General features: G+C 69.5%; 19 protein-coding genes, 1 pseudogene and 2 riboswitches. Of the genes and pseudogenes, 10 read left to right on the forward strand and 10 right to left on the reverse strand.

Annotated features, from left to right (window positions below; translation table 11 throughout):
* Positions 1-690: 690 nt before the first annotated feature.
* Entirely contained in the window at positions 691-1,644 is a 954-nt protein-coding gene (locus tag GEV28_RS33760; RefSeq protein WP_291416958.1) for a threonine/serine dehydratase, read from the reverse strand.
* A gap of 118 nt (positions 1,645-1,762) precedes the next feature.
* On the opposite strand from GEV28_RS33760, the gene GEV28_RS33765 reads away from it, so the two are divergent.
* Positions 1,763-2,452 carry a hypothetical protein gene (locus tag GEV28_RS33765; protein WP_291416960.1) on the forward strand — a complete coding sequence of 230 codons (690 nt, stop codon included), beginning with the start codon at positions 1,763-1,765 and terminating at the stop codon, positions 2,450-2,452.
* Positions 2,453-2,648: 196 nt separating this feature from the next.
* Positions 2,649-3,569 carry a S1 family peptidase gene (locus GEV28_RS33770; protein WP_291416962.1) on the forward strand — a complete coding sequence of 307 codons (921 nt, stop codon included), beginning with the start codon at positions 2,649-2,651 and terminating at the stop codon, positions 3,567-3,569.
* A gap of 266 nt (positions 3,570-3,835) precedes the next feature.
* On the opposite strand, the gene thiE is transcribed toward GEV28_RS33770, so the two are convergent.
* Positions 3,836-4,492, reverse strand: a complete 657-nt coding sequence (gene thiE, locus GEV28_RS33775; protein ID WP_291416963.1) for a thiamine phosphate synthase — start codon at positions 4,490-4,492, stop codon at positions 3,836-3,838.
* Positions 4,493-4,523: 31 nt separating this feature from the next.
* Positions 4,524-4,633, forward strand: a riboswitch (TPP riboswitch).
* On the opposite strand from thiE, the gene thiO reads away from it, so the two are divergent.
* The 4 genes and pseudogenes from thiO (at position 4,629) to GEV28_RS33795 (ending at position 7,698) form a co-directional block, all read left to right on the forward strand.
* Entirely contained in the window at positions 4,629-5,720 is a 1,092-nt protein-coding gene (thiO, locus tag GEV28_RS33780; RefSeq protein WP_291416964.1) for a glycine oxidase ThiO, read from the forward strand. It overlaps the preceding riboswitch by 5 nt.
* A 5-nt stretch (positions 5,721-5,725) precedes the next feature.
* Entirely contained in the window at positions 5,726-5,926 is a 201-nt protein-coding gene (thiS, locus tag GEV28_RS33785) for a sulfur carrier protein ThiS (RefSeq protein WP_291416966.1), read from the forward strand.
* Position 5,927: 1 nt separating this feature from the next.
* Positions 5,928-6,683 carry a thiazole synthase gene (locus tag GEV28_RS33790; protein WP_291416968.1) on the forward strand — a complete coding sequence of 252 codons (756 nt, stop codon included), beginning with the start codon at positions 5,928-5,930 and terminating at the stop codon, positions 6,681-6,683.
* A pseudogene (locus GEV28_RS33795) lies at positions 6,683-7,698 on the forward strand (serine hydrolase domain-containing protein). The gene GEV28_RS33790 and the pseudogene GEV28_RS33795 overlap by 1 nt, the downstream one beginning before the upstream one ends.
* A 52-nt stretch (positions 7,699-7,750) precedes the next feature.
* Here GEV28_RS33795 and GEV28_RS33800 read toward each other — a convergent pair.
* The 5 genes from GEV28_RS33800 to thiC form a co-directional block, all read right to left on the reverse strand.
* The gene (locus tag GEV28_RS33800; protein ID WP_291416970.1) at positions 7,751-8,572 is read right to left on the reverse strand and encodes an ion transporter; all 822 of its coding nucleotides are present in this window, start codon (positions 8,570-8,572) and stop codon (positions 7,751-7,753) included.
* Positions 8,569-9,372 carry an ion transporter gene (locus GEV28_RS33805; RefSeq protein ID WP_291416972.1) on the reverse strand — a complete coding sequence of 268 codons (804 nt, stop codon included), beginning with the start codon at positions 9,370-9,372 and terminating at the stop codon, positions 8,569-8,571. The genes GEV28_RS33800 and GEV28_RS33805 overlap by 4 nt, the downstream gene beginning before the upstream one ends.
* Positions 9,373-9,374: 2 nt before the next feature.
* Positions 9,375-10,193 (reverse strand): ion transporter, encoded by an 819-nt coding sequence (locus GEV28_RS33810; protein WP_291416975.1) that lies wholly within the window; start codon positions 10,191-10,193, stop codon positions 9,375-9,377.
* Positions 10,194-10,278: 85 nt separating this feature from the next.
* Complete coding sequence (gene thiD / locus GEV28_RS33815) at positions 10,279-11,109, reverse strand: bifunctional hydroxymethylpyrimidine kinase/phosphomethylpyrimidine kinase (RefSeq protein WP_291416977.1); 831 nt, start codon at positions 11,107-11,109, stop codon at positions 10,279-10,281.
* Positions 11,110-12,765: a phosphomethylpyrimidine synthase ThiC gene (thiC, locus tag GEV28_RS33820; protein ID WP_291416979.1), complete on the reverse strand. Its 1,656-nt coding sequence runs from the start codon at positions 12,763-12,765 to the stop codon at positions 11,110-11,112.
* Positions 12,758-12,887: riboswitch (TPP riboswitch) on the reverse strand. (Overlaps the previous gene by 8 nt.)
* A 79-nt stretch (positions 12,888-12,966) precedes the next feature.
* Between thiC and GEV28_RS33825 the strand changes: the two genes are divergently transcribed.
* Entirely contained in the window at positions 12,967-13,608 is a 642-nt protein-coding gene (locus GEV28_RS33825) for a hypothetical protein (protein ID WP_291416981.1), read from the forward strand.
* 15 nt (positions 13,609-13,623) lie between these two features.
* Here the strand turns inward: GEV28_RS33825 and GEV28_RS33830 are convergent, their stop codons facing one another.
* The 3 genes from GEV28_RS33830 to GEV28_RS33840 form a co-directional block, all read right to left on the reverse strand.
* Complete coding sequence (locus tag GEV28_RS33830; protein WP_291416983.1) at positions 13,624-14,214, reverse strand: LysE family translocator; 591 nt, start codon at positions 14,212-14,214, stop codon at positions 13,624-13,626.
* A 127-nt stretch (positions 14,215-14,341) separates the two neighbouring features.
* A complete protein-coding gene (locus GEV28_RS33835) occupies positions 14,342-15,256 on the reverse strand; it encodes a trypsin-like peptidase domain-containing protein (protein ID WP_291416992.1) in 915 nt (304 codons plus the stop codon).
* A gap of 92 nt (positions 15,257-15,348) precedes the next feature.
* On the reverse strand, positions 15,349-15,915 hold the full coding sequence (locus GEV28_RS33840) for a peptide deformylase (protein WP_291416984.1): 567 nt from the start codon (positions 15,913-15,915) through the stop codon (positions 15,349-15,351).
* A 144-nt stretch (positions 15,916-16,059) separates the two neighbouring features.
* On the opposite strand from GEV28_RS33840, the gene GEV28_RS33845 reads away from it, so the two are divergent.
* The 3 genes from GEV28_RS33845 to GEV28_RS33855 all read left to right on the forward strand — a co-directional run bounded on the left by GEV28_RS33845 (position 16,060) and on the right by GEV28_RS33855 (position 19,196).
* On the forward strand, positions 16,060-16,392 hold the full coding sequence (locus tag GEV28_RS33845; RefSeq protein WP_291416986.1) for a DUF3263 domain-containing protein: 333 nt from the start codon (positions 16,060-16,062) through the stop codon (positions 16,390-16,392).
* Entirely contained in the window at positions 16,389-17,039 is a 651-nt protein-coding gene (locus GEV28_RS33850) for a LytR C-terminal domain-containing protein (protein ID WP_291416988.1), read from the forward strand. The genes GEV28_RS33845 and GEV28_RS33850 overlap by 4 nt, the downstream gene beginning before the upstream one ends.
* A 684-nt stretch (positions 17,040-17,723) precedes the next feature.
* Positions 17,724-19,196 carry a helix-turn-helix transcriptional regulator gene (locus tag GEV28_RS33855; RefSeq protein ID WP_291416990.1) on the forward strand — a complete coding sequence of 491 codons (1,473 nt, stop codon included), beginning with the start codon at positions 17,724-17,726 and terminating at the stop codon, positions 19,194-19,196.
* Positions 19,197-20,059 lie beyond the last annotated feature (863 nt).

The following is a 20,059-nucleotide window of genomic DNA, read 5'->3' on the forward strand; positions in this document are numbered from 1 at the left end:
ATCAAGATCACCGATCGTGAGATGAGAACACTCCTCGCGCGGTATCTGACCCCACACGAGTGGCACGGCGAATGGAACTACACCATCAGCCCGACCGACACACCCAGTTGAGCGTGTTGTTCATTTCCAAGCCCTTAGGCCCACCACTGTGTCCATTTCGTGAACCGTTGTCGGATGAGCAGTGCGCTGTGATTGCTCCGTTGATGCCGCGGTGCGGTCGTGCTCGCGTCGAGCATCTCGGATCGGCGCATGCCTGTTGCTTCGTACGATTCCCGACATTCCGAAGCCGAGGCAATCCGTGCGGAGCTGGTGGCTGCACGTGACCTTCCCGCCCGGCAACGCCCCGAGATCAGTGAACGGACCGCCAACCTTCGGATCGGCAAGTCCCAGGGACCGGCGGCCCCCGGCGAGGTAGCCCTCGTCGAGACGAGACCATCTGATGGGAGCCCGTCCACGATCGCGATCTCCCTCGCCAGAACACTCCTAGTCAGCCGGCCGTTCGGCGGCACATTCGTGGGGACCGACGACGAAGGAACCGTCGTCGCACTTCACCACGTGGCATCGGTGTCTCTGCACGTCACAAGTATGTAACCACAGGGCTGTTCGCCCCCGGACAGGGTGGGGGCTTAGGTTTCTCGAGTTCTGCACGCGCGTGTGTGCGCGTACGGGTCCGCGCGCGAGGAGTGGCGGTCAGGTCGAGAGCATCGCGGCCAGTTCGGTCGGGTCGAGGTTGCCGCCCGAGACGATCGCCACCGTGCGGCCTCGGGGCAGGTCCGCGGCCCGGTGCAGGTATGCGGCGGTCGTCACGGCGCCGCTCGGTTCGGCCACCAGGTGGGCGCGCGTCGCCAGGGTCGCGACCGCCGCGCGGATCTCCTCCTCCGTCACCGTCACGATGCCGTCCAGCAGTTTCCGCAGGTGGGCGAACGTCAGCTCGGACGGTTCGGCGCGCAGGCCGTCGGCGATCGTGCGGGCGCGGTCCTGTGTCGACCAGCGGACCAGGCGCCCCGCGGCCAAGCTCTCGGCCGTGTCGCCGGCCAGCGCGGGCTCCACGCCGTACACCCGCGCCGCCGGGCACAGGGCCTTGATCGCCGTCGCGACGCCGGAGGCCAGGCCGCCGCCGCTCACCGGGACCAGGACCACCTCGACGTCCGGGAGGTCGGCGACGATCTCCAGGCCGATCGTGCCCTGGCCGGCGATCACGTCCGGATGGTCGAACGGCGGGATCAGGGTCGCGCCCCGCTCGGCCACCAGGCGCTCCGCCACGATCTCCCTGTCGGTGATCGGGACGACGACCACCTCGGCGCCGTGCGCGCGGGTCGCCTCGATCTTGACCGCCGGCGTGTTCTCCGGGACCACGATGGCCGCCGGGATACCGAACCGCTTCGCCACGTAGGCGACCGCCTGCGCGTGGTTACCACTCGAGTACGCGACCACCCCACGCGCGCGCTCCGACACCGGGATGCGCGCCACCGCGTTGGCCGCGCCGCGGATCTTGAACGCGCCGATCGGCTGCAGGTTCTCCGGTTTGAGCCACAGTGGACGGTGAGCGTCCGCCCACGCGCCGGGCAGCAACGGGGTGCGCATCGCGATGTCGGCGATCCGCTCGGCGGCCGCGGTGACGTCCTCGAGGGTAGTCAGGTTCACGACGTCAGTATGCACCGTCCATTGTGGACTGTGTTACTGCTCACCATGAGTCAACCGGGGGAGCAACACAGCCGTCCCCACGTTGGGACCGAAGAGAAACCGCGGCAGATAAAGGATCATGAGCGAAAAGCAGGAAATCGACAGCATCCGGATCAGTCAGGTCCTGGCGGCCGCGCTGGCCGCGGTCACCGCGGCGCTGCTCGGTTCGACCGTGGGCGTCGCGGGCACCGTGGTCGGCGCGGGGCTTGCGAGCATCGTGAGTACCGTCGGGGGCGCGCTGTACCTGCGATCCATCCAACGCACCAGGCGGAGCGTGCAGAGCGTTCGCAACAAGGTCGTCACCCGCGCGGGTGCCACCACGGTCACGCTGACCGACGAGGAGCCCGAGCCGGAACCCGAGGAGGAGCGGCCGCCGTCGAGCAGGCGGATCGGCTGGCCGGCCATGATCGTCGGCAGCGTGCTGGCGTTCGTGCTCGGCATGACGGTGATCACCGGCATCGAGTGGATCCGTGGCGAGCCGTTGTCCGGTGGCGAGGGCACGACGGTCGGCGACATCGTTCGGACGCACCCCGGCGGGGGAGGCGACCGCGACGACTCGCCGGCGCCGCCCACCCGGGAGACGACGATTCCGGGCACCGGTGGACAGACCGTCACGGTCACCCCGACACCCACGCCGACCAGTGCCGACGAGGAGCCGTCCGACCCTCCGTCCGACTCGAGCGCGCCGGACACGTCGGTGGAAAGCACCACGACCGGAGGCACGCCGTCCGGTTCGGGGTCGGCGCCGCCTTCGGATAACGCGGGTTAACTGTTCGTAGCGGTGTTGTGGGTCACAATGGCAACTGGTGTCCCCGATCGGCCGATATCCGAACACACCGTCGATACATAGTTTCATCAGCGTCATCTATCTATCCGGATGGCGAATTTGATCCCTCTTGCCCCGGGAGCGGATCTGCCCCCCGCTTTCGGGTTCCCCTGCTACCCAAGACGAGGGAGAACACCTGATGAGACGCACTACCTTTGTGCGAGTACTGGGCGGAGCCCTGCTCGCCGCCGGCGTGGCCTTGACCATGGCCGCTCCGGCGTCCGGCTCGCCGGCCACCGCGTCCGCAGCGCCGAGTGTCGCCGAGCTGTCCGCCGCCCAGTCCCAGCTGGACGCGGCGGCCATGAGCCGTCCCAGCACGGTGACCGGCTGGTACGTCGACAGCGCTACCAAGTCGCTCGTCGTCTCGGTGCACGGTTCTGACCAGGGCGTGGCGAAGTGGGCCTCGGGCCTCGGCGCCGGCGCGGTCAAGATCGAGCACGTGGCCGAGGCGCCCAAGGCGCTGTGGAACATCATCGGCGGCCAGGCGATCACGACGGGCGGCGCGCGCTGCTCGGCCGGCTTCAACGCGCGCTTGAGCAGCGGCGCGCGGTACGTGATCACCGCCGGCCACTGCACCAACCTGGGCGGCACCTGGTCCGGCGTCGGCGGGACGATCGGCCCCGTGGCCGGCTCGTCGTTCCCGGGCAACGACTTCGGCGCCATCTACGTGTCGTCGTCCGCTGCCGCGTCCACGCCGTTGGTGGACCGCTACTCCAGCGGCAGCGACGTGACCGTCACCGGCCCGCGGACCGCCACGTACGGCCTCGCGGTGTGCCGCTCCGGCTCCACCACGGGTTGGCACTGCGGCAGCGTGACCGGCACGAACCAGACCGTCTGCTACTCGCAGGGCTGCGTGTACCAGATGATCCGCACGAACGTGTGCGCCGAGCCGGGTGACTCCGGCGGCTCGCTGGTGACGAACCCGGGTTCGGGCAGTCGCGTGCAAGCGGTGGGCCTGACCTCCGGTGGTTCCGGCAACTGCAGCTCCGGCGGCACGACCTACTTCCAGCCGATCACCGAGCCACTGAGTGTGTGGGGCCTGACCCTGTACACGGGCTGAGTGCTCTCCTTCGGGCTTAGATGCCCCGCGGCGGACGGGCCGAACCCTGCCGGCCCGTCCGCCGCTCTCGTCCACCCGATCGTGTGCTTGCCCGCACCCCACCCCCATGCAACGCGCGCGTGTGCGGAACGCAAGAAACGCAAGCCCCCACCCTCTCCGGGGGCACCCCATGTGTCCATTCTATCGGTTGAGGACCACAAGAAGCCGAGGTCAGGGCGGTCTGTGGACAACTCGGCGAGTTGTGGACAGCTTCCGGTCGCGGTCGCTCAGCGGAGTGCGGCGGCCAGGTGCGAGGCGGCGGTCTGGGGGTCCGCCGCCTCCGTGATGGCGCGGACCACGACCACCCGGCTCGCGCCCGCGGCCAGGACCTCCGGCAGGTGCGCCTCGTCGATGCCCCCGATCGCGAACCACGGCCGGTCCGTGCCGGCTGCGGCCGCCTTCCTGACCAGGTCCAGGCCCGGCGCGTCGCGACCCGGCTTCGTGGGGGTCGGCCAGCACGGGCCGGTGCAGAAGTAGTCCACCCCGGGCTCGACCGCGGCCGCCGCGGCCTGGTCGGCGTCGTGGGTCGAGCGGCCGAGGACGACCTCCTCGCCGACCACCCGGCGGGCCCAGGCCACCGGCAGGTCGTCCTGGCCGAGGTGCAGGATGTCGGCCCCGGCGGCCAGCGCGACGTCCGCCCGGTCGTTCACCGACAGCAGCGCGCCGTGCCGCGCGCAGGCCTCCGCGACCACCGCCAGAGCACGCAGCTCGAAGGCCGCCTCGAGGGGGACGCCGGCGCGCTTGTCGCGCAGCTGCACGATGTCCACCCCACCCGCGAGCGCGGCGTCCATGAACTCCGCGAGGTCGGGCCGGTTGCCGGTGCACAGGTACAGCCGCGCGTCGGCCAGCCGCCGCCGGATCGCGTCTCCGTCAAGTCCAGGCACCCGGTCACGCTATCCCGTGCGCTACGGTGGAGGTGGTCCGCACGGGAGTCCGGAGGCACCGGGCTGAGAGGGGATCCGCCGATCCCGACCGTCGAACCTGATCCGGATCATGCCGGCGCAGGGAGCGTGATGTGCCTTGAGCTACAGCGGAACCGTCGTCGTCGGTGGCGGCGTCATCGGGCTGTCCATCGCCGTTCGGCTGGCGGCAGACAGGTCGGTCACCCTGCTCGATCCGGCGCCCGCGCGCGGCGCTTCATGGGTCGCCGGCGGGATGTTGGCGCCGGTCACCGAGTCCTGGCCGGGCGAGGAGGATCTGCTCGAGCTGGGTTGCGCGTCCCTTGCCAGATGGCCCGAGTTCGCCGCCGACCTCGGTGTCGAGCTACGGACCGACGGCACGGCGGTGGCCGCGCTGGACGCCGCCGACGCCGCGCAGCTGGACATCCTCGCCGACCACCTCGCCACGCTGGGTCGCGCGGTCGACCGGCTGACCGGCCGGGAGCTGCGCAAGCGGGAACCGGCCGTCGGCCCGAGTGTCCGAAGTGGACTCATGGTGCCCGGCGACCTGGCCGTCGACAACAGGGAGTTGTTGCGGGGCCTCGTGAGTGCCGCTGCGCGGGCGGGCGTGACGTTCGACCGGCGGTGCGCGCAGGTGGTCGAGCCGGGCTCGGTCCGACTGGCCGGCGGAGAGGTGATTCGTTGTGGGACAACGGTGATCGCCGCCGGCGCGTGGAGCGGCGGGCTGCATCCGGCGCTGGACCAGCTCGTACGCCCGGTGAAGGGCGAGATCCTGCGCCTGCGCGCGCGTCCCGGCGTGCTGCCGCTCACCCACACGGTCCGCGCGCTCGTCGAGTCGCGGCCGGTCTACCTGGTTCCCCGCAAGGGGGACGAGCTCGTCCTCGGCGCCACCCAGTACGAGGCCGGCTTCGACACCGAGGTCACCGCGGGCGGCGTCCATCGGCTTCTGGACGACGCCGAACGGGTCGTGCCCGGCATCGCCGAGTACGGCCTCACCGAGACCGCCGCGGGGTTGCGCGCGGGCAGCCGGGACAACCTTCCGCTGGTCGGCCCGCTCGAGCCCGGCGTGCTGGTCGCCGCGGGGCACCACCGCAACGGCCTGCTGCTCGCCCCGATCACCGCGGCCGCGGTGCGCGCCATGATCGCCGGCGAGGATCCGCCGGCCGAGGTCCTGGCCGCGGACCCCGCCCGCCACGTCCCGACGAGAAGGTGAACGCGATGAACGTCCGAGTCAACGGCGCCGAGCACGACCTGGCCGAGGGGGCCACGGTCGCCGACCTGCTGGCGGCGCTCGGCCTGCCGGCCGCGGGGATCGCGGTCGCGGTCGACGGCGAGGTGTGCACCCGCGCGTGGCACGACCGCACGGTGCTACCGGCTGACGCCGACGTCGAGATCCTCACCGCCGTCCAGGGAGGGTGACATGGACGACCCGCTGATCATCGCCGACCGCGAGTACTCCTCCCGCCTGATCACCGGCACCGGTGGCGCCACGAGCCTCGCGGTACTCGAACGCGCGCTGGTGGCGTCGGGCACCGAGCTGACCACCGTGTCGATCCGCCGCGTCGACGCCGAGGGCGGCACGGGTGTCCTGGATCTGTTGCGGCGCCTGGGGATCGACCCGCTGCCGAACACGGCGGGCTGCCGCACGGCGGCCGAGGCGGTGCTCACCGCACGGCTCGCGCGCGAGGCGCTGGGCACGGACTGGGTGAAGCTGGAGGTCGTCGCCGACGACCGGACCCTGTTGCCGGACCCGGTCGAGCTGCTGGACGCGGCCGAGACCTTGGTGGCCGACGGCTTCACCGTGCTGCCGTACACCAACGACGACCCGGTGCTGGCGTTGCGCCTGGAGGAGGCGGGCTGTGCGGCGGTGATGCCGCTGGGCTCGCCGATCGGCACCGGGTTGGGGATCCGCAACCCGCACAACATCGAGCTGATCGTGGCGCGCGCCGGTGTGCCGGTGGTCCTGGACGCCGGCATCGGCACGGCGTCGGACGCGGCCCTGGCGATGGAGCTCGGCTGCGCGGCAGTGTTGCTGGCGACGTCGGTGACTCGCGCGAAGGACCCGGAGAAGATGGCCGCGGCTATGCGTCACGCGGTGCACGGCGGGCGGTTGGCGCGGGCGGCCGGCCGGGTGCCGCAACGCTTCTGGGCCCAGGCCTCGAGCCCGCCCCGGTGATGTCCGGCATCGAGCGGCTCGTCCGGGCTCGGGGCGGGTCGGGGCAGGTGTGCGTGATCCGGGACGGGGACGTGGTCCTCGACCTGGCGGTCGGCTGCGCGCCGGACGACCTGTTCTGGACGTTCTCGGCGGGCAAGCCGTACGTGGCGCTGCTCGTGCACCAGCTCGCCGAGCGGGGCGCCCTCGACCTCGACGACCCGGTCGCCACGCACTGGCCCGATTCGCGCGCGGCGGCAAGGATGCGGTCACCGTCCGCCAGGTGTTGCGCCACCGGTCCGGCTTCGCCACCGGGGGCAGCGCGCTGGGCGACATCCGCGCCATGACCGACTGGGACCTGTCCGTGCGCCGCGTCGAGCGCGTCGCGCCGCGGTGGGCGCCGGGCGCGGTGCCCGCTTACCAGTTCCTGAGCTACGGGTTCACGCTCGGCGAGCTGGTCCGGCGGATCACCGGCACCCCGGTGGAGTGGCTGCTGGGCGAGCTGGTGCTGGGTCCGCTGGACGCCCGTGACACGCACCTCGGCCTCACCCCGCGGCTGTGGTCGCGGCACGTGCCGCTGGCGGCCGGCGGTCCGGTGGGCAGGCTGGTGAGCGCGGTGGTCAACCGCCCGGCGACGCGTGCGGCCGTCATCCCGTCGGCGGGCGTGTCCACGACGGCGCGGGACGTGGCGCGCTTCTACGCCGCTCTGCTCGACGGTGAGCTGCTCCGCCCGGCGACGCTTGCCACCCTGCTCACGCCGACCAGCGACGGGGAGATCGACCGCTACGCCCGCGTGCCGCTGCGCTGGAGCGAGGGCTTCCAGCTCGGCGGCCGGCCGCACGTCCCCGGCGCGATCAGCCCGATGGGGCGCACGAGCAGCCGGCGCGCGTTCGGCCACAACGGAAGCAACTGCTGCCTCGCCTGGGCCGACCCCGACCGGCGGCTCGCCTACGCCTACCTGACCAACCGCATCACGACCCGCCGCGCGGACATAACCCACCACGCCGCCGTCGCGGACGCCGTCCTGGCCGAGCTCTAACGGGGCTTCGCGTGATCCACAGCGGGCGTAAAGGTTTCAGGGTCACGCGACACTAGGCGCGCTCGCGCTCGGCGCGGAGCTCCGCCAGTTCGGCGCGTAACGCGGGTAGCTCCGCCAACTGGGTGCGGACCGCCGCCAGCTCGGTCATCAGTTCGGTGTGGTGGTCGCGCTCGACCTCCTGCTCCTTCTCCGCGGCGGCCTCGCTCACCTGCTTCTCCATCGCGTTGACGATCACCGCTATCAGCAGGTTCAGCACGATGAAGCCGGTGATCACGATGTAGCCGACGAAGAACACCCAGCCCAGCGGGCGCACCGCGACGATCTCGTCGGCGATCGGCGGCCAGCCTTGGGTCATCACCTGGAACATCGTCAGCAGCGACGTGCCCAGGCCGCCGAACTCCTCCGGAGCCACCGCGCCGAACATCTGCACCGCCGCGATCGCCGACGTGTACAGGACCAGCATCAGCAGCAGGAGGATCGACACCAGCCCGGGCACGGCCGTGAACAGGGCGTTCACCACCCGTCGCATCGACGGGATCACCGAGATCAGGCGGAACGTCCGCAGGATCCGCACGGTCCGCAGCATCAGCAGCGTCCCCGACGCCGGGACGATCGACAGCACGATCACGACCAGGTCGAACCAGTTCCACGCGGCACGGAAGAACGACCGGCCGAAACCCGCGACCTTGATGATCATCTCGACCACGAAGATCGCCACGACCGCGAACTCCACGGCCGACAGCAGCGGGTCCAGCGACCTCGACACCGACGCGGCCGTGCGTAGGCCCAGCGCGATCGCGTTGATCACGAGCACGCCGACGATCACCCGGCTGAACCACGGGGCCTCCGCCACCGCCCGGGCCCGCGCCCTCACGAGCGCTCCTGGCGCAGCTGCGCCACCTCGGCCCGCAACGTGCGGACCTCCGCGAGGATCGTCGCGTCCGACGACGCCTGCGCGGCCGCGGTGCGCTCCTCGGCCTCCGCCAGATCGCTGGTGACCTGGTCCTCCATCCCGCTCACCACGACCGCGACGAACAGGTTCAGCACCGCGAAGCTCGACACCAGGATGTAGGTCACGAAGAAGATCCACGCGAGCGGCGCCCGCGCCATCACCTCGCGCGCGATGTCCGGCCACGCCTCGCCGGTCATCACCTGGAAGAGCGTGAACAGCGTCGTGCCCAGGTCACCGAAGTACGCGGGCGCGATCGGGCCGAACAGCTTCGTCGCCATCACGCCGGCCACGAAGATCACCAACGCCAGCAGCGCCGCGACCGACGCCATGCCCGGTACGGCAGCCAGCAGGCCCGCGACCACCCGCCGCATCGACGGCACCACCGACACCAGCCGCAGCACCCGAAGCACGCGCAACGTCCGCAGCACCGCGAGCGGCCCGGCCGCCGGCACCAGCGAGATGCCCACCACCAGCAGGTCGAACACGCTCCACGGGTCCCGGAAGAACCGCCGGCCGGCCGCGTAGAACCGCAGCAGCAACTCCACCACGAACACCGCGAGCGCGGCCCGGTCGGCCACGTGCAGCAGCCCGCCCAGCTCGGCCGTCATCCGCGCCGACGTCTCCAGGCCCAGCGTGATCGCGTTGAGGATGATCACCGCGATGACCGTCCGCTGGAACGCCGGCCGTTCCACCAGCAAGCGGGCCTGCTCCCGGGTGAGCACGGCTACGCCCGGTCCGCGGCCTGGTCGGACCGCAGCGCGGCGACCTCCGAACGCAGCACCCGGAGCTCGGCCAGGATCAGCACGTCCGACGCCGCCTGGTCGGCCGCGTGCCGGTCCTCGGCGTCCACGAGGTCGTCGGTGACCTCCTGCTCCATCCCGCTCACGATCACCGCGATGAACAGGTTCAGCACCGCGAAGCTCGACACCAGGATGTAGGTCACGAAGAAGATCCACGCCAGCGGCGCCTGCGCCATCACCTGTCGCGCCACGTCCGGCCACGCCTCGCCGGTCATCGTCTGGAACAGCGTGAAGAGCGTCGTACCGAGGTCGCCGAAGTACTCCGGCGCGATGTGCGCGAAGAGCTTCGTGGACATCACCGCGGCGACGTAGATGACCAGCGCCAGCAACGCGCCGATCGACGCCATCCCGGGCACCGCGGCGAGCAGCCCCGACACGACCCGGCGCATCGCCGGCACCGCCGAGATCAGCCGCAGCACCCGAAGCACGCGCAACGCCCGCAGCACCGAGAACGGTCCGGCCGCCGGAACCAGCGAGATGCCCACGATGAGGAAGTCGAACACGCTCCACGAGTCGGTGAAGAACCGCCAGCCGTACGCGTAGAGCCGGCAGACCAGCTCCGCGACGAAGATGAACAGCATGGTCCGGTCGGCGACGTGCAGCAGGCCGCCGAAGTTCGCCATCACGTGGGTCGAGGTCTCGAGGCCGAGCGTGATCGCGTTCAGCACGATGACCCAGATGATGACCTGCTGGAAACGCTTGTGCTCGACCAGGGCACGCGCTCGGTCGCGGGTCTTCCCCACCGGCCCCTCCCGAGTAGCCACGTCCGACGTCAGGGAAGCGTAACCGCCGGGAGGTCGGTGCTCAGGGGTTTTGGGGGAAGATGGGCTATCTCTCCTCCTCCGGCGCGAGCCGCCAGAACGCGGACACCGGCCCGACGCCGCCGCCCAGCGGGTACGCGTGCCGCACCGCGCGGGTGACGAACGCCTTGCCGAACCGGACCGCCGCCGGCACGTCCATGCCGCGCGCGAGCGCCGCGGTGATCGACGACGCCATCGTGTCGCCGCCGCCATGGGTGTGCACGGTGTCGACCCGCGCCGCCGGCAGCTCGAGGAACGTCTCTCCGTCGTAGAGCAGATCGACACACTCCGGATCGTCATGCATGTGCCCGCCCTTGACCAGTGCCCACTGTGGACCGAGCGCGTGCAGTGCCCGCGCCGCCGCGCGCGCGCCGGCCAGGTCCCGCACGGTGATGCCGGTGAGCAGCCGGACCTCGTCCAGGTTCGGCGTGACGATGGTGGCACGCGGGAACAGCTCCGTGCGCAACGCCGACATCGCGTCGTCGCGCAGGAGCTGGTCGCCGTGCATGGACGCGGCGACCGGGTCGACGACGAACGGGATCCGGCCCTCGCGTCCGATGTGGACCTTGTCGCACGCCTTGGCCACTGCGGCGATGATCTCCGCGGTGGCCAGCATGCCCGTCTTCGCCGCCAGCACCCCGATGTCGTCGGCGACCGCCTCGATCTGGGCGGCGACGACCTCGGGCGGGATCGTCGAGACCCCGCTGACGCCCAGCGAGTTCTGCACGGTGACCGCGGTGACCGCGGTCATGCCGTGCACCCCGCAGGCGAAGAACGTGCGCAGGTCTGCCTGGATGCCCGCACCACCGCCGGAGTCGGACCCGGCGATGGTGAGCACCCGTGGCGGCGTGGCGTTCATCTACTCGTCGGCCGCGTTCTCGGTGATCGGCAGGTAGACCTGGTCGCCGTGGTCGTGGAACCGCTCGGACATCTCCTCCATGCCCGCCTCGATGGCGGCCACAGTGGACAGTCCGTGTTCCTCGGCGTACTTGCGCACGTCCTGGGTGATGCGCATCGAGCAGAACTTCGGCCCGCACATCGAGCAGAAATGCGCCGTCTTCGCGGGTTCCGCCGGCAGGGTCTCGTCGTGGTACGAGCGCGCGGTGTCCGGGTCGAGCGAGAGGTTGAACTGGTCGGCCCAGCGGAACTCGAAGCGGGCCTTGGACAGCGCGTCGTCCCACTCCTGGGCGCGAGGATGGCCCTTCGCGAGGTCGGCGGAGTGTGCGGCGATCTTGTAGGTGATCACGCCGGTCTTCACGTCGTCCCGGTTGGGCAGGCCGAGGTGCTCCTTCGGGGTGACGTAGCAGAGCATCGCGGTGCCGGCCCAGCCGATCTGCGCCGCGCCGATGGCCGAGGTGATGTGGTCGTAGGCCGGCGCGATGTCCGTCGCAAGTGGACCGAGTGTGTAGAACGGCGCCTCGCCGCAGAGTTCCTCCTCGAGGCGGACGTTCTCGGCGATCTTGTGCATCGGCACGTGGCCGGGGCCCTCGATCATCACCTGGACGTCGTGCTCGCGGGCGATGTGGGTGAGCTCGCCGAGCGTGCGGAGCTCGGCGAACTGGGCCTCGTCGTTGGCGTCGGCGATGCTGCCCGGCCGCAGCCCGTCGCCGAGGGAGAATGTCACGTCGTACTTGCGCAGGATCTCGCACAGCTCGACGAAGTTGGTGTACAGGAACGACTCCCGGTGATGGGCGAGGCACCAGGCGGCCATGATCGAGCCGCCGCGCGAGACGACTCCGGTGATGCGCTTGGCGGTGAGCGGGACGTAGCGCAGGAGCACGCCCGCGTGCACGGTCATGTAGTCCACGCCCTGTTCACACTGTTCGATCACGGTGTCCCGGTAGACCTCCCAGGTGAGGCCGGCCGGGTCGCCGTTGACCTTCTCCAGTGCCTGGTAGATCGGGACGGTGCCGATGGGCACGGAGGAGTTGCGCAGGATCCACTCGCGTGTTTCGTCGATGCGCTTACCGGTGGAGAGGTCCATGACGGTGTCGGCGCCCCAGCGGGTGGCCCAGACCAGCTTGTCCACCTCGTCCTCGATGGACGAGCTCACGGCGGAGTTGCCGATGTTGGCGTTGATCTTGACGAGGAACTTCTTGCCGATGATCGCCGGTTCGACCTCAGGGTGGTTGCGGTTGACCGGAATCACCGCCCGGCCGATCGCGACCTCCTGGCGGACGAACTCCGGGTCGACGCCCTCGCGGGCGGCGACGAACCGCATCTCCTTGGTGATGACGCCGGCCTTGGCGTAGGCCAGTTGGGTGACCGCGCCGTTCACCGGCTCGAGCCCCCAGTCCTCCCGCAACCTGTTCAATCCATTGTGGACGTCGATGGTCGCGGTCGGGTCGGTGTACGGGCCGGAGGTGTCGTACAGGTCGACGTGCTCGCCGTTGGTGAGATTCACTCGCCGGAACGGCACGGGCAGTCCGTCGGCGTCGCGGTACACCTTGGTGGAGCCGGTGATCGGCCCGGTGGTCACGCTCGGCCGGACCGAACGGTCCTCGAGAGCAGTCATGGAAAAGCCTCCCTACGCCGGCATTACCCGGTCAGGTTCAGGCGGTCGGCAAGGCCGGGTCCTCGGATGGACACCACTTGCCCTCTCAGCCCGCTGTGGCGCGAGCTCCCGCTGCGATGTTGAGTTCTCGGGCTTGACCATAGCCAGCCGTTCGGGGCGCTGCCAAGGGCGGAATCGGGTGAGGGGAAGTACGGTGCAGGCGTGGACGTGCGTCTGCCGTACCCGCCGGGGGCCCGGTCGGGTGATCGACCCGCCGCGGCGAAACCGTGCTCGACCTGCGGCGAGTTGACCGGGCGCGGCTACCCGTCCTGCCTCGGCTGTGCCGAGGTCGTCGACCAGCTTTGGCTCGCGGACTGGCTCGCGCTGCTCGCGGCCGAACGGGTGAGCGCGGGCACCGAGGACGAGCGCTCGCTCGCGGCCCAGGTCCTGTTGGCTTCGGACGGTTCGTACGCGTGGACGTGCACGGACTGGGCGCTGCGGCTGCTGCGCTGCGAGGAGTGCGGCGGCGAGCTCGGCGCGGGCGACCCGGTGTGCCTGTCGTGCGCGGCGGCCGACGCGTCGCGGTGGTCGTGGTCGGAGTCGGCGCCGCCCGGGTCGCTGACACCGGGCGAGCAGATGCTGCGGCTCGCCGTGCTGGCGTTGCGCGCGCCGCAGCGGCGACGGGTGTCGGCGGTGTCGGCGTGGCGGTTGGTGGTTCCGTTCCTGCTGGTGGGCGACGCCGTGACGTCGGCGCAGCTGCGCGGCATCCGGGCCGCGGTGCTGGCCGGTCGGTACGCGGACCTGGCTCTTCTCGACCGGGTCGTGGAGCTGGCGAACCTGCCGTTGCTGCCGTGGCGCCGTTAGGCCACGAGACACGACCTATTGCTCCAGGGCCAGCCGGATGCCGAGGCCGACGAGGACGGCGCCGGAGACGCGTTCGAGCCGGGCCCTGACCTTGGGGCGGCGCAGCCAGTCGACCGCCGTGCTCAGGAGCCCCACGATGATCAGGTACCAGACGGTGTCGACCGCGACCCAGAGCGCGGCCAGCGCGAGGAGCGTGGCGTGGCCGTCGCCGGCCGGGACGAACTGGGGGAGGAACGAGATCGCGAAGACGGCGAGCTTGGGGTTGGCGAGGTTGACGAGAAGCCCGGCCCGGAACCCGCCCGACCTGGTCCCGGTCCCGGTGTCCGCCGCGGCACGCCCGAACAGCGCCCGGATCCCGAACCAGAGCAGCACCACGACGCCGGCGATCCGCAACCCCTGGTAGGCGAGCTCCGACACGACGAGGAGGGCCGAGAGCCCGAGCGCGGCCGCCGCCGCCCACACCGCGACCCCGGTCTCGAGCCCGGCCACGGTCGCGAGCGCCGTGCGCCGCCCACCGCGCACGGACTGGCGCAGCAGCATGGCGGTGCCGACCCCGGGCACCATCGCGAGGAGCAAGGAGGCGAGCAGGAAGGCGGCCAGGTTCATGCCGGCCACTGTGCGCCGCCGGGTAGCTCCGCGACGACCGAATTTCCGCCCCGTCGCCCGGCAACGACTTGCGCCCGCCGAGTTCGCCGACGAGGCCGACGGTGTCTTCCGCGGCTTCTGAGCGGAGTCAGCCGACGGTCAGCTCGGTGGGGCGGGCGTAGACGTCGACCATCGCGCCGTTGCGCAGGACCGTCACGGCCAGGTCGGTGCCGATCACCTCGGCGAACAACTTCCGTTGGATGCCCTGGGCGTCGTGCACCTGCTCGCGGGCCACGGTCAGCACGAGGTCGCCCTTGCGGAGCCCCGCCCGGGCCGCCGGCCCGCCGTCGACCACCTCGATCACCCGCAGGCCCGCCCGCTGGCCGGTGCGTTCGGCGACCTCGTCGGGCAGCGGTGCCGGGACGCCGACCACGCCGAGGTAAGCCCTGCGCACCCGGCCCTCCGCCATCAGCGTGTCGATGATCCGTCGGGTGGTCGTGTTGATCGGCACGGCGAGGCCGAGTCCGAAACCCGCCACCGCGGTGTTGATGCCGACCACCCGCGCAGAGGAGTCGGCCAGGGCGCCGCCGGAGTTGCCCGGGTTCAGCGCGGCATCCGTCTGGATGACGTCCTCGATCACGCGCGCGGCCTGGCCCTGGCGGACCGGCAACGACCGGCCCAAGGCGCTCACCACGCCCGCGGTGACCGAGCCGGACAGGCCGAGCGGGCTGCCGACCGCTACCACGAGCTGACCGACCACCAAGCCGTCGGCGTCACCCAGGTCGGCCGGGGCCGGCCAGTCGCGAGCCGCCCGGACCACCGCCAGGTCGGACAACGGATCGACGCCGATGACCTCGAACGGGGTCTCGGTGCCGTCGGAGAAGGTGGCCGTGCCCCGCTTGCCGGCGTCGACCACGTGTGCGTTCGTCAGCAGGTGGCCGGACTCGGTGAAGACCACCGCCGAGCCGCTCCCGCGCCGCAGCGCCACACTCGCGACATGGGGCGTGAGCGACTTGGCGACCGCGCTGACCGTGCGGGAGTAGGCGTCCAGCTCGTCCGACACGTCCGTCACCGCCCACCGTGAATTACACCGTTGCATTCACTACAAGTGTGCGCCGGTGGGCAATCATTCCGCGTTCGCCAGGAGCGAAGCGGTCACTCCCCGGGCTCGCTCTCGACCGCGGGATCCCACAACAGGCCGGGGCGGCCCCAGTCGTTGCGCTTCAGCATGCGCTTCGCCTCCTTGGCGTACCGGCCGACGAGCCGGTTGAGATACAGCAGCCCATCGAGGTGGTCGGTCTCGTGCTGCAGGCATCGCGCGAAGTACCCGGTGCCCTCGACCTCGATCGACGCGCCGTCGAGGTCCTGGCCGGTGACCTTGGCCCACGACGCCCGCGCGGTCGGGAACGACTCACCCGGCACGGACAGGCAGCCCTCGAGGTCGTCGTCCGGGTCCGGCATCGTCTCGGGCCGCTCGGACGTCTCCAGCTCCGGGTTGATCACCACGCCACGATGCCGCTCGTCGTCGTCGGGGCAGTCGTAGACGAAGAGTCGCAGGTCGACGCCCACCTGGTTGGCGGCGAGGCCGACCCCGGGCGCGGCCGCCATCGTCTCGAACATGTCGTCCACCAACGTGCGGAGGTCGTCGTCGAACTTCTCGACCTGGCGCACCGGGTTGTGCAGCACAGGGTCACCGACGATCCTGATCGGACGAATGGCCATGCGGCTGACCATAGCCAAACGACATGCGCGCGGGTTTCGCGCACATGGCCAGCCGGCACATTCGGTAGCGTGATGTAATGGCACTCGGCGAATCACAGCAGTGTGATTCGCCGGGCAGCAAAAGACCTCGTGGCGAGGAGCCAGATGGACGCCGCAGAGTTGCCGGCACAGCCCTCCGAGCGGCATGTGCGCGCGCTGCCGCCGACCGGCGAACCGGTCGGGGAGTCGGTGGACGGCCTCACTCAGCGGGAACGCGAGATCCTCGCGTTCGAGCGCCAGTGGTGGAAGTACGCCGGCGCCAAGGAGCAGGCGATCCATGAGCTGTTCGGCGTCTCGCCGACCCGCTACTACCAGCTCGTCAACCGGCTGATCGACAAGCATGAGGCGCTGCAGGTGGACCCGATGCTGGTCAAGCGGTTGCGCCGGCTGCGCAGTGGCCGGCAGCGCGCCCGCTCGGCCCCGCGGCTCGGTCGATGACCTCACCCGACTCACCCAGCGCCACGCGTCCACTGCGGGTCGCGGGCCTCACGCTGCTGGGCCTGGCCGCGGTCGCGCTGATCATCGGGCTGATCTCGGTCTTCGGCGGCGGCGATGACGGCGACGGCAACGGCGACGATGACGCCCAGCCGCCCGCGTCGACCTCGACCGGCGAGCCGGGTTCGTCCGCCGAGCCTCCGTCGTCGAGCCGTCCGCCGTCGTCCGGGTCGCAGACCCCGTCGTCCAGCCGGCCCCCCGGCACCACCACGCCGCCGGGGGGTACCGCCACGACCTCGGCGCCGGGTGGCGACGGCAACGGCGAGCCGGGCAAGACCGAACCGGTCCGGGTCTACAACAACAGCACGATCAAGGGGCTGGCCTCCCGTGCCGCGGACGACTTCGAGTCGGTTGGCTGGAAGGTGGTCGCCACCGGCAACTACTCGGGCGGCATCATCCCGACGACCACGGTGTACTACCGCCCCGGCACGGCCGAGGAGGCCGCGGCCCAAGCGTTGGGCGCGGAGTTCGACATGCGGGTGAAGCCGCGGTTCGCGGGGATCGAGGGCTTCCCGGACGGCGTGGTCGTGATCGTCACGAACGACTACCGCTCCGGCGGCAAGGACGACGGCGGGAAGAACGAGGGTTAGCTCGGTGGCGGGCGTTGCCTTCGGCCCCCGACATCCAGCGTAGTGGTCTGCACCGACGGTTTCGGGGTCGGCAGGGCGCGGTTGTGGACAACCGCGGGCCGCGTGTCGGGGCACGGCCTCCGACCCCCGGGATCCAGCGTAGGCGGAAGGTTATTTGGTGACATAGCGTTGACCTGCGTCGGCCGCTCGGGGAGGGAGCCTGACAGCTGCCCTCGCAAGTGACGTTTCCCGGGGTTTCGGTGTAGGCCGACACCGCCTCCTGGGGTCCCTGACGGGCCTTTTCGCAGGTCAGTACGGGGAGGCGCGGGCAGGGAGGGCACGGGGAGAACTCCCTGCCTCCCTGCCGCCTCCCTGGTTGCTTCCCTGGCCGCTTCCCCCTTGTCAGGTCGCAGTCGGGTGGGCGTGGCCAGGGGCTGCCGTGACCGGTCCTCACTCGCCCCGGTGCGCGAGCTGGCGGTGCCTGGCAGGGGCCTTGCATGACTGCTGGTCGAGGCGAGCAGCTGTCACGCGTCGTGTACGCGCATGTACGCTGGTCAGAGGGGCGTGAACGGCTTCACACTGGGTGGGGGTCTGATGGTTTCGTCCAGTCCGCGGCGACGACGTGGCGCGGTCGGCGCGCGGCGCTGCGCGAACTGCGGAGCACCACTGGCGGCTGATAACACCGCCCGCAACTGTGCTCGGTGCATGCGACAACGTGTTGATGAACTCAACGCGCCGCACCACTTCAAGGACGACTTTTTCGAGACGGCCGAGTTCCGCGTCGCGTTCGAAAAAGAACATATGGGCAAAGTTATCAAGGCGTACAGATTTCACCCGCATCATTTGCGACTGTACGGAAAGGCACTCAATCAAGAGCTAGTCGGGCGATGGCTCAACATGTCGCAGAGTCAGCTTAGCAGGTTCGAAAGCGGAGACCCGGAACTGAACCTCGAGACACTCCGACATTGCGCCAGTGTACTGCATTTGCCACCGCATCTACTATGGTTCAAAACGGCTCCCGGACAGGTAATTTTCCCGTCGTCCGAGTTGTCAGATGCGCTCTTGTTTGACCTTCCCGGTCAAAGTCAACGGATCAATGTAAACCTTGAGTCGGGTAGCGAATGGACAGCTGAGGACAACCACAGATTGTCCGACTTGCTCTCGACTACCGAGCCACTCTTCGATCACAAGAATGTGCTGCGCCTTGTGCATCAATGGATGGTGCTTGACCCGCCGCAAATTGTGCAGGTATCTTCCGGTCGTCACGTTGGTCAAGGAATGGCGGAACAAGTTGGCCAACGAGTAGCGTCCATTCGACGTATGGACGACTTCGTTGCCGGGCGGGATCTGCGGGACGTAGTCGAGAAGGAGACGCAGGCGACAGCGGCTCTCGTACGCGAAGCTCGGTACCACGAATCGGTTGGCAACCGCCTATTGGTAGCAGTTGGAGAGCTATGTCAGCTTGCAGGTTGGGTTAATGATGACGCTGGCCGTTACGGTCATGCCGCACATTTCTACGGTACTGGAATTAGCGCAGCGTATGCCGCTAATGACATGCCGCTTGCAGGCAACTTAATTTCCACTCTAGCCTATCAAATTGCGAACGTCGGCAACCCAAAGGATGCCGTGTTGCTTGCCAGAACCGCGGTCCGGGGCACTGGCAGAAATGCTACAGCCAAGACGCGCGCACTCTTCATGGAGCGAGTCGCCTATGCGCACGCGCGGGCCGGCCAGCGCAAGTCCGCAGAAATAGCCCTGCTTGAAGTCGAAAAACTGTTCGCCCACAGCAGCAACCGCGAAGCAGAACCCGAATGGGTCTACTGGCTGAACGAGGACGAAATTAACGTGATGGCAGGTAGGTGCTTTGTTGAACTGGGACTACCGGAACGCGCAGTACCCCTGCTTGAAGCGGCCCTAAATGGTTACTCCGATGAGAAGGCGCGCGAGATGGCACTCTATACCAGCTGGCTCGCGGAAGCTCAAATCATGCTCGGCAACATAGATGAAGGTGTCGCACGAGCAACGCGGGCGCTTGAGTTGACCGCGAGAACCGCATCAACTCGCAGCGACAATCGAATAGAGCTACTCGTAGAACGTCTGAAACCACATTCCAATTCGAGTATTGTCAGCGACTTTGTGGAGTACGCCCAAGCATTGGGGGTAGTTTATGTCCGATAGTTGAAGCTCGCTGAATATCGAGATCACACGGGCGGTACGAAACCTGGCAGCCAACCGGGGTCGTCGCTGTCGCCACACACCGGGCATGGCTCCTCGACCATGCCACCGGGTGCCCGGTCTACCCAGACGGTGCCGTTACCAGGAAGAACCATGGGCCGGACGTTCCCGGCGTCGTCGCGGTACTGCGTGACCTGCCGACAGCCGTGGCACACCGTTCGCATGCTCTCCGTCATCGGTTCACCCATCCTGAGCCGTCGCACTGCTTGCAGATCTCCGAGTCGTACACGGTGTGGGTCTTGCCGTTCTTGTCCGTGTAACGACGAGGTACCTCCTTGGACCCCTTCCCGCTGCAGGTCGGGCAGATCTGTTTGGCCATGTCATCCCCATCGTAGTCGTTGGTGCCGACCCGCTGACCTGACTCGGCCCCTCAGCACCAGCGCCAGACCCGATCTCCAGCGCAGATCCGCAGCCACGCCGTCATGCGGCCCTACGTGCGCCCGCTCGCGGCGGACCAGGATACCGGGCTACACGCCCGCCTACACACTTATGAACGCTCAGGGACCTGTTAACCCAGCTCGAGTCTATGTTGGCAAATGGTCACACGCCTACGGGCGGGCACCGACGGTTTCGGGCGTCGTCGGGTTGGCCTGGGGACAAACCCGCTCATGTCCGCCCAACGGGGTCGGTTGTGGATGGAGCGGCAGAACTGTCGGTGCCCGCGACTAGTGTCGCGTGATCCTGTTCCTTTGCGTCCGCTGTGGATCAACGTGGTTCCTGGCAAGGCGGAGGAAAGCCGCTCGTACTGGATGTACTTGGGCTTTTCTCCAACGCCGTAACACAGACAGGGGCCGCTGTTGGCCGCA

Source organism: Actinophytocola sp. (assembly GCF_009379765.1).
In the GTDB taxonomy this organism is placed as follows: domain Bacteria; phylum Actinomycetota; class Actinomycetes; order Mycobacteriales; family Pseudonocardiaceae; genus Actinophytocola.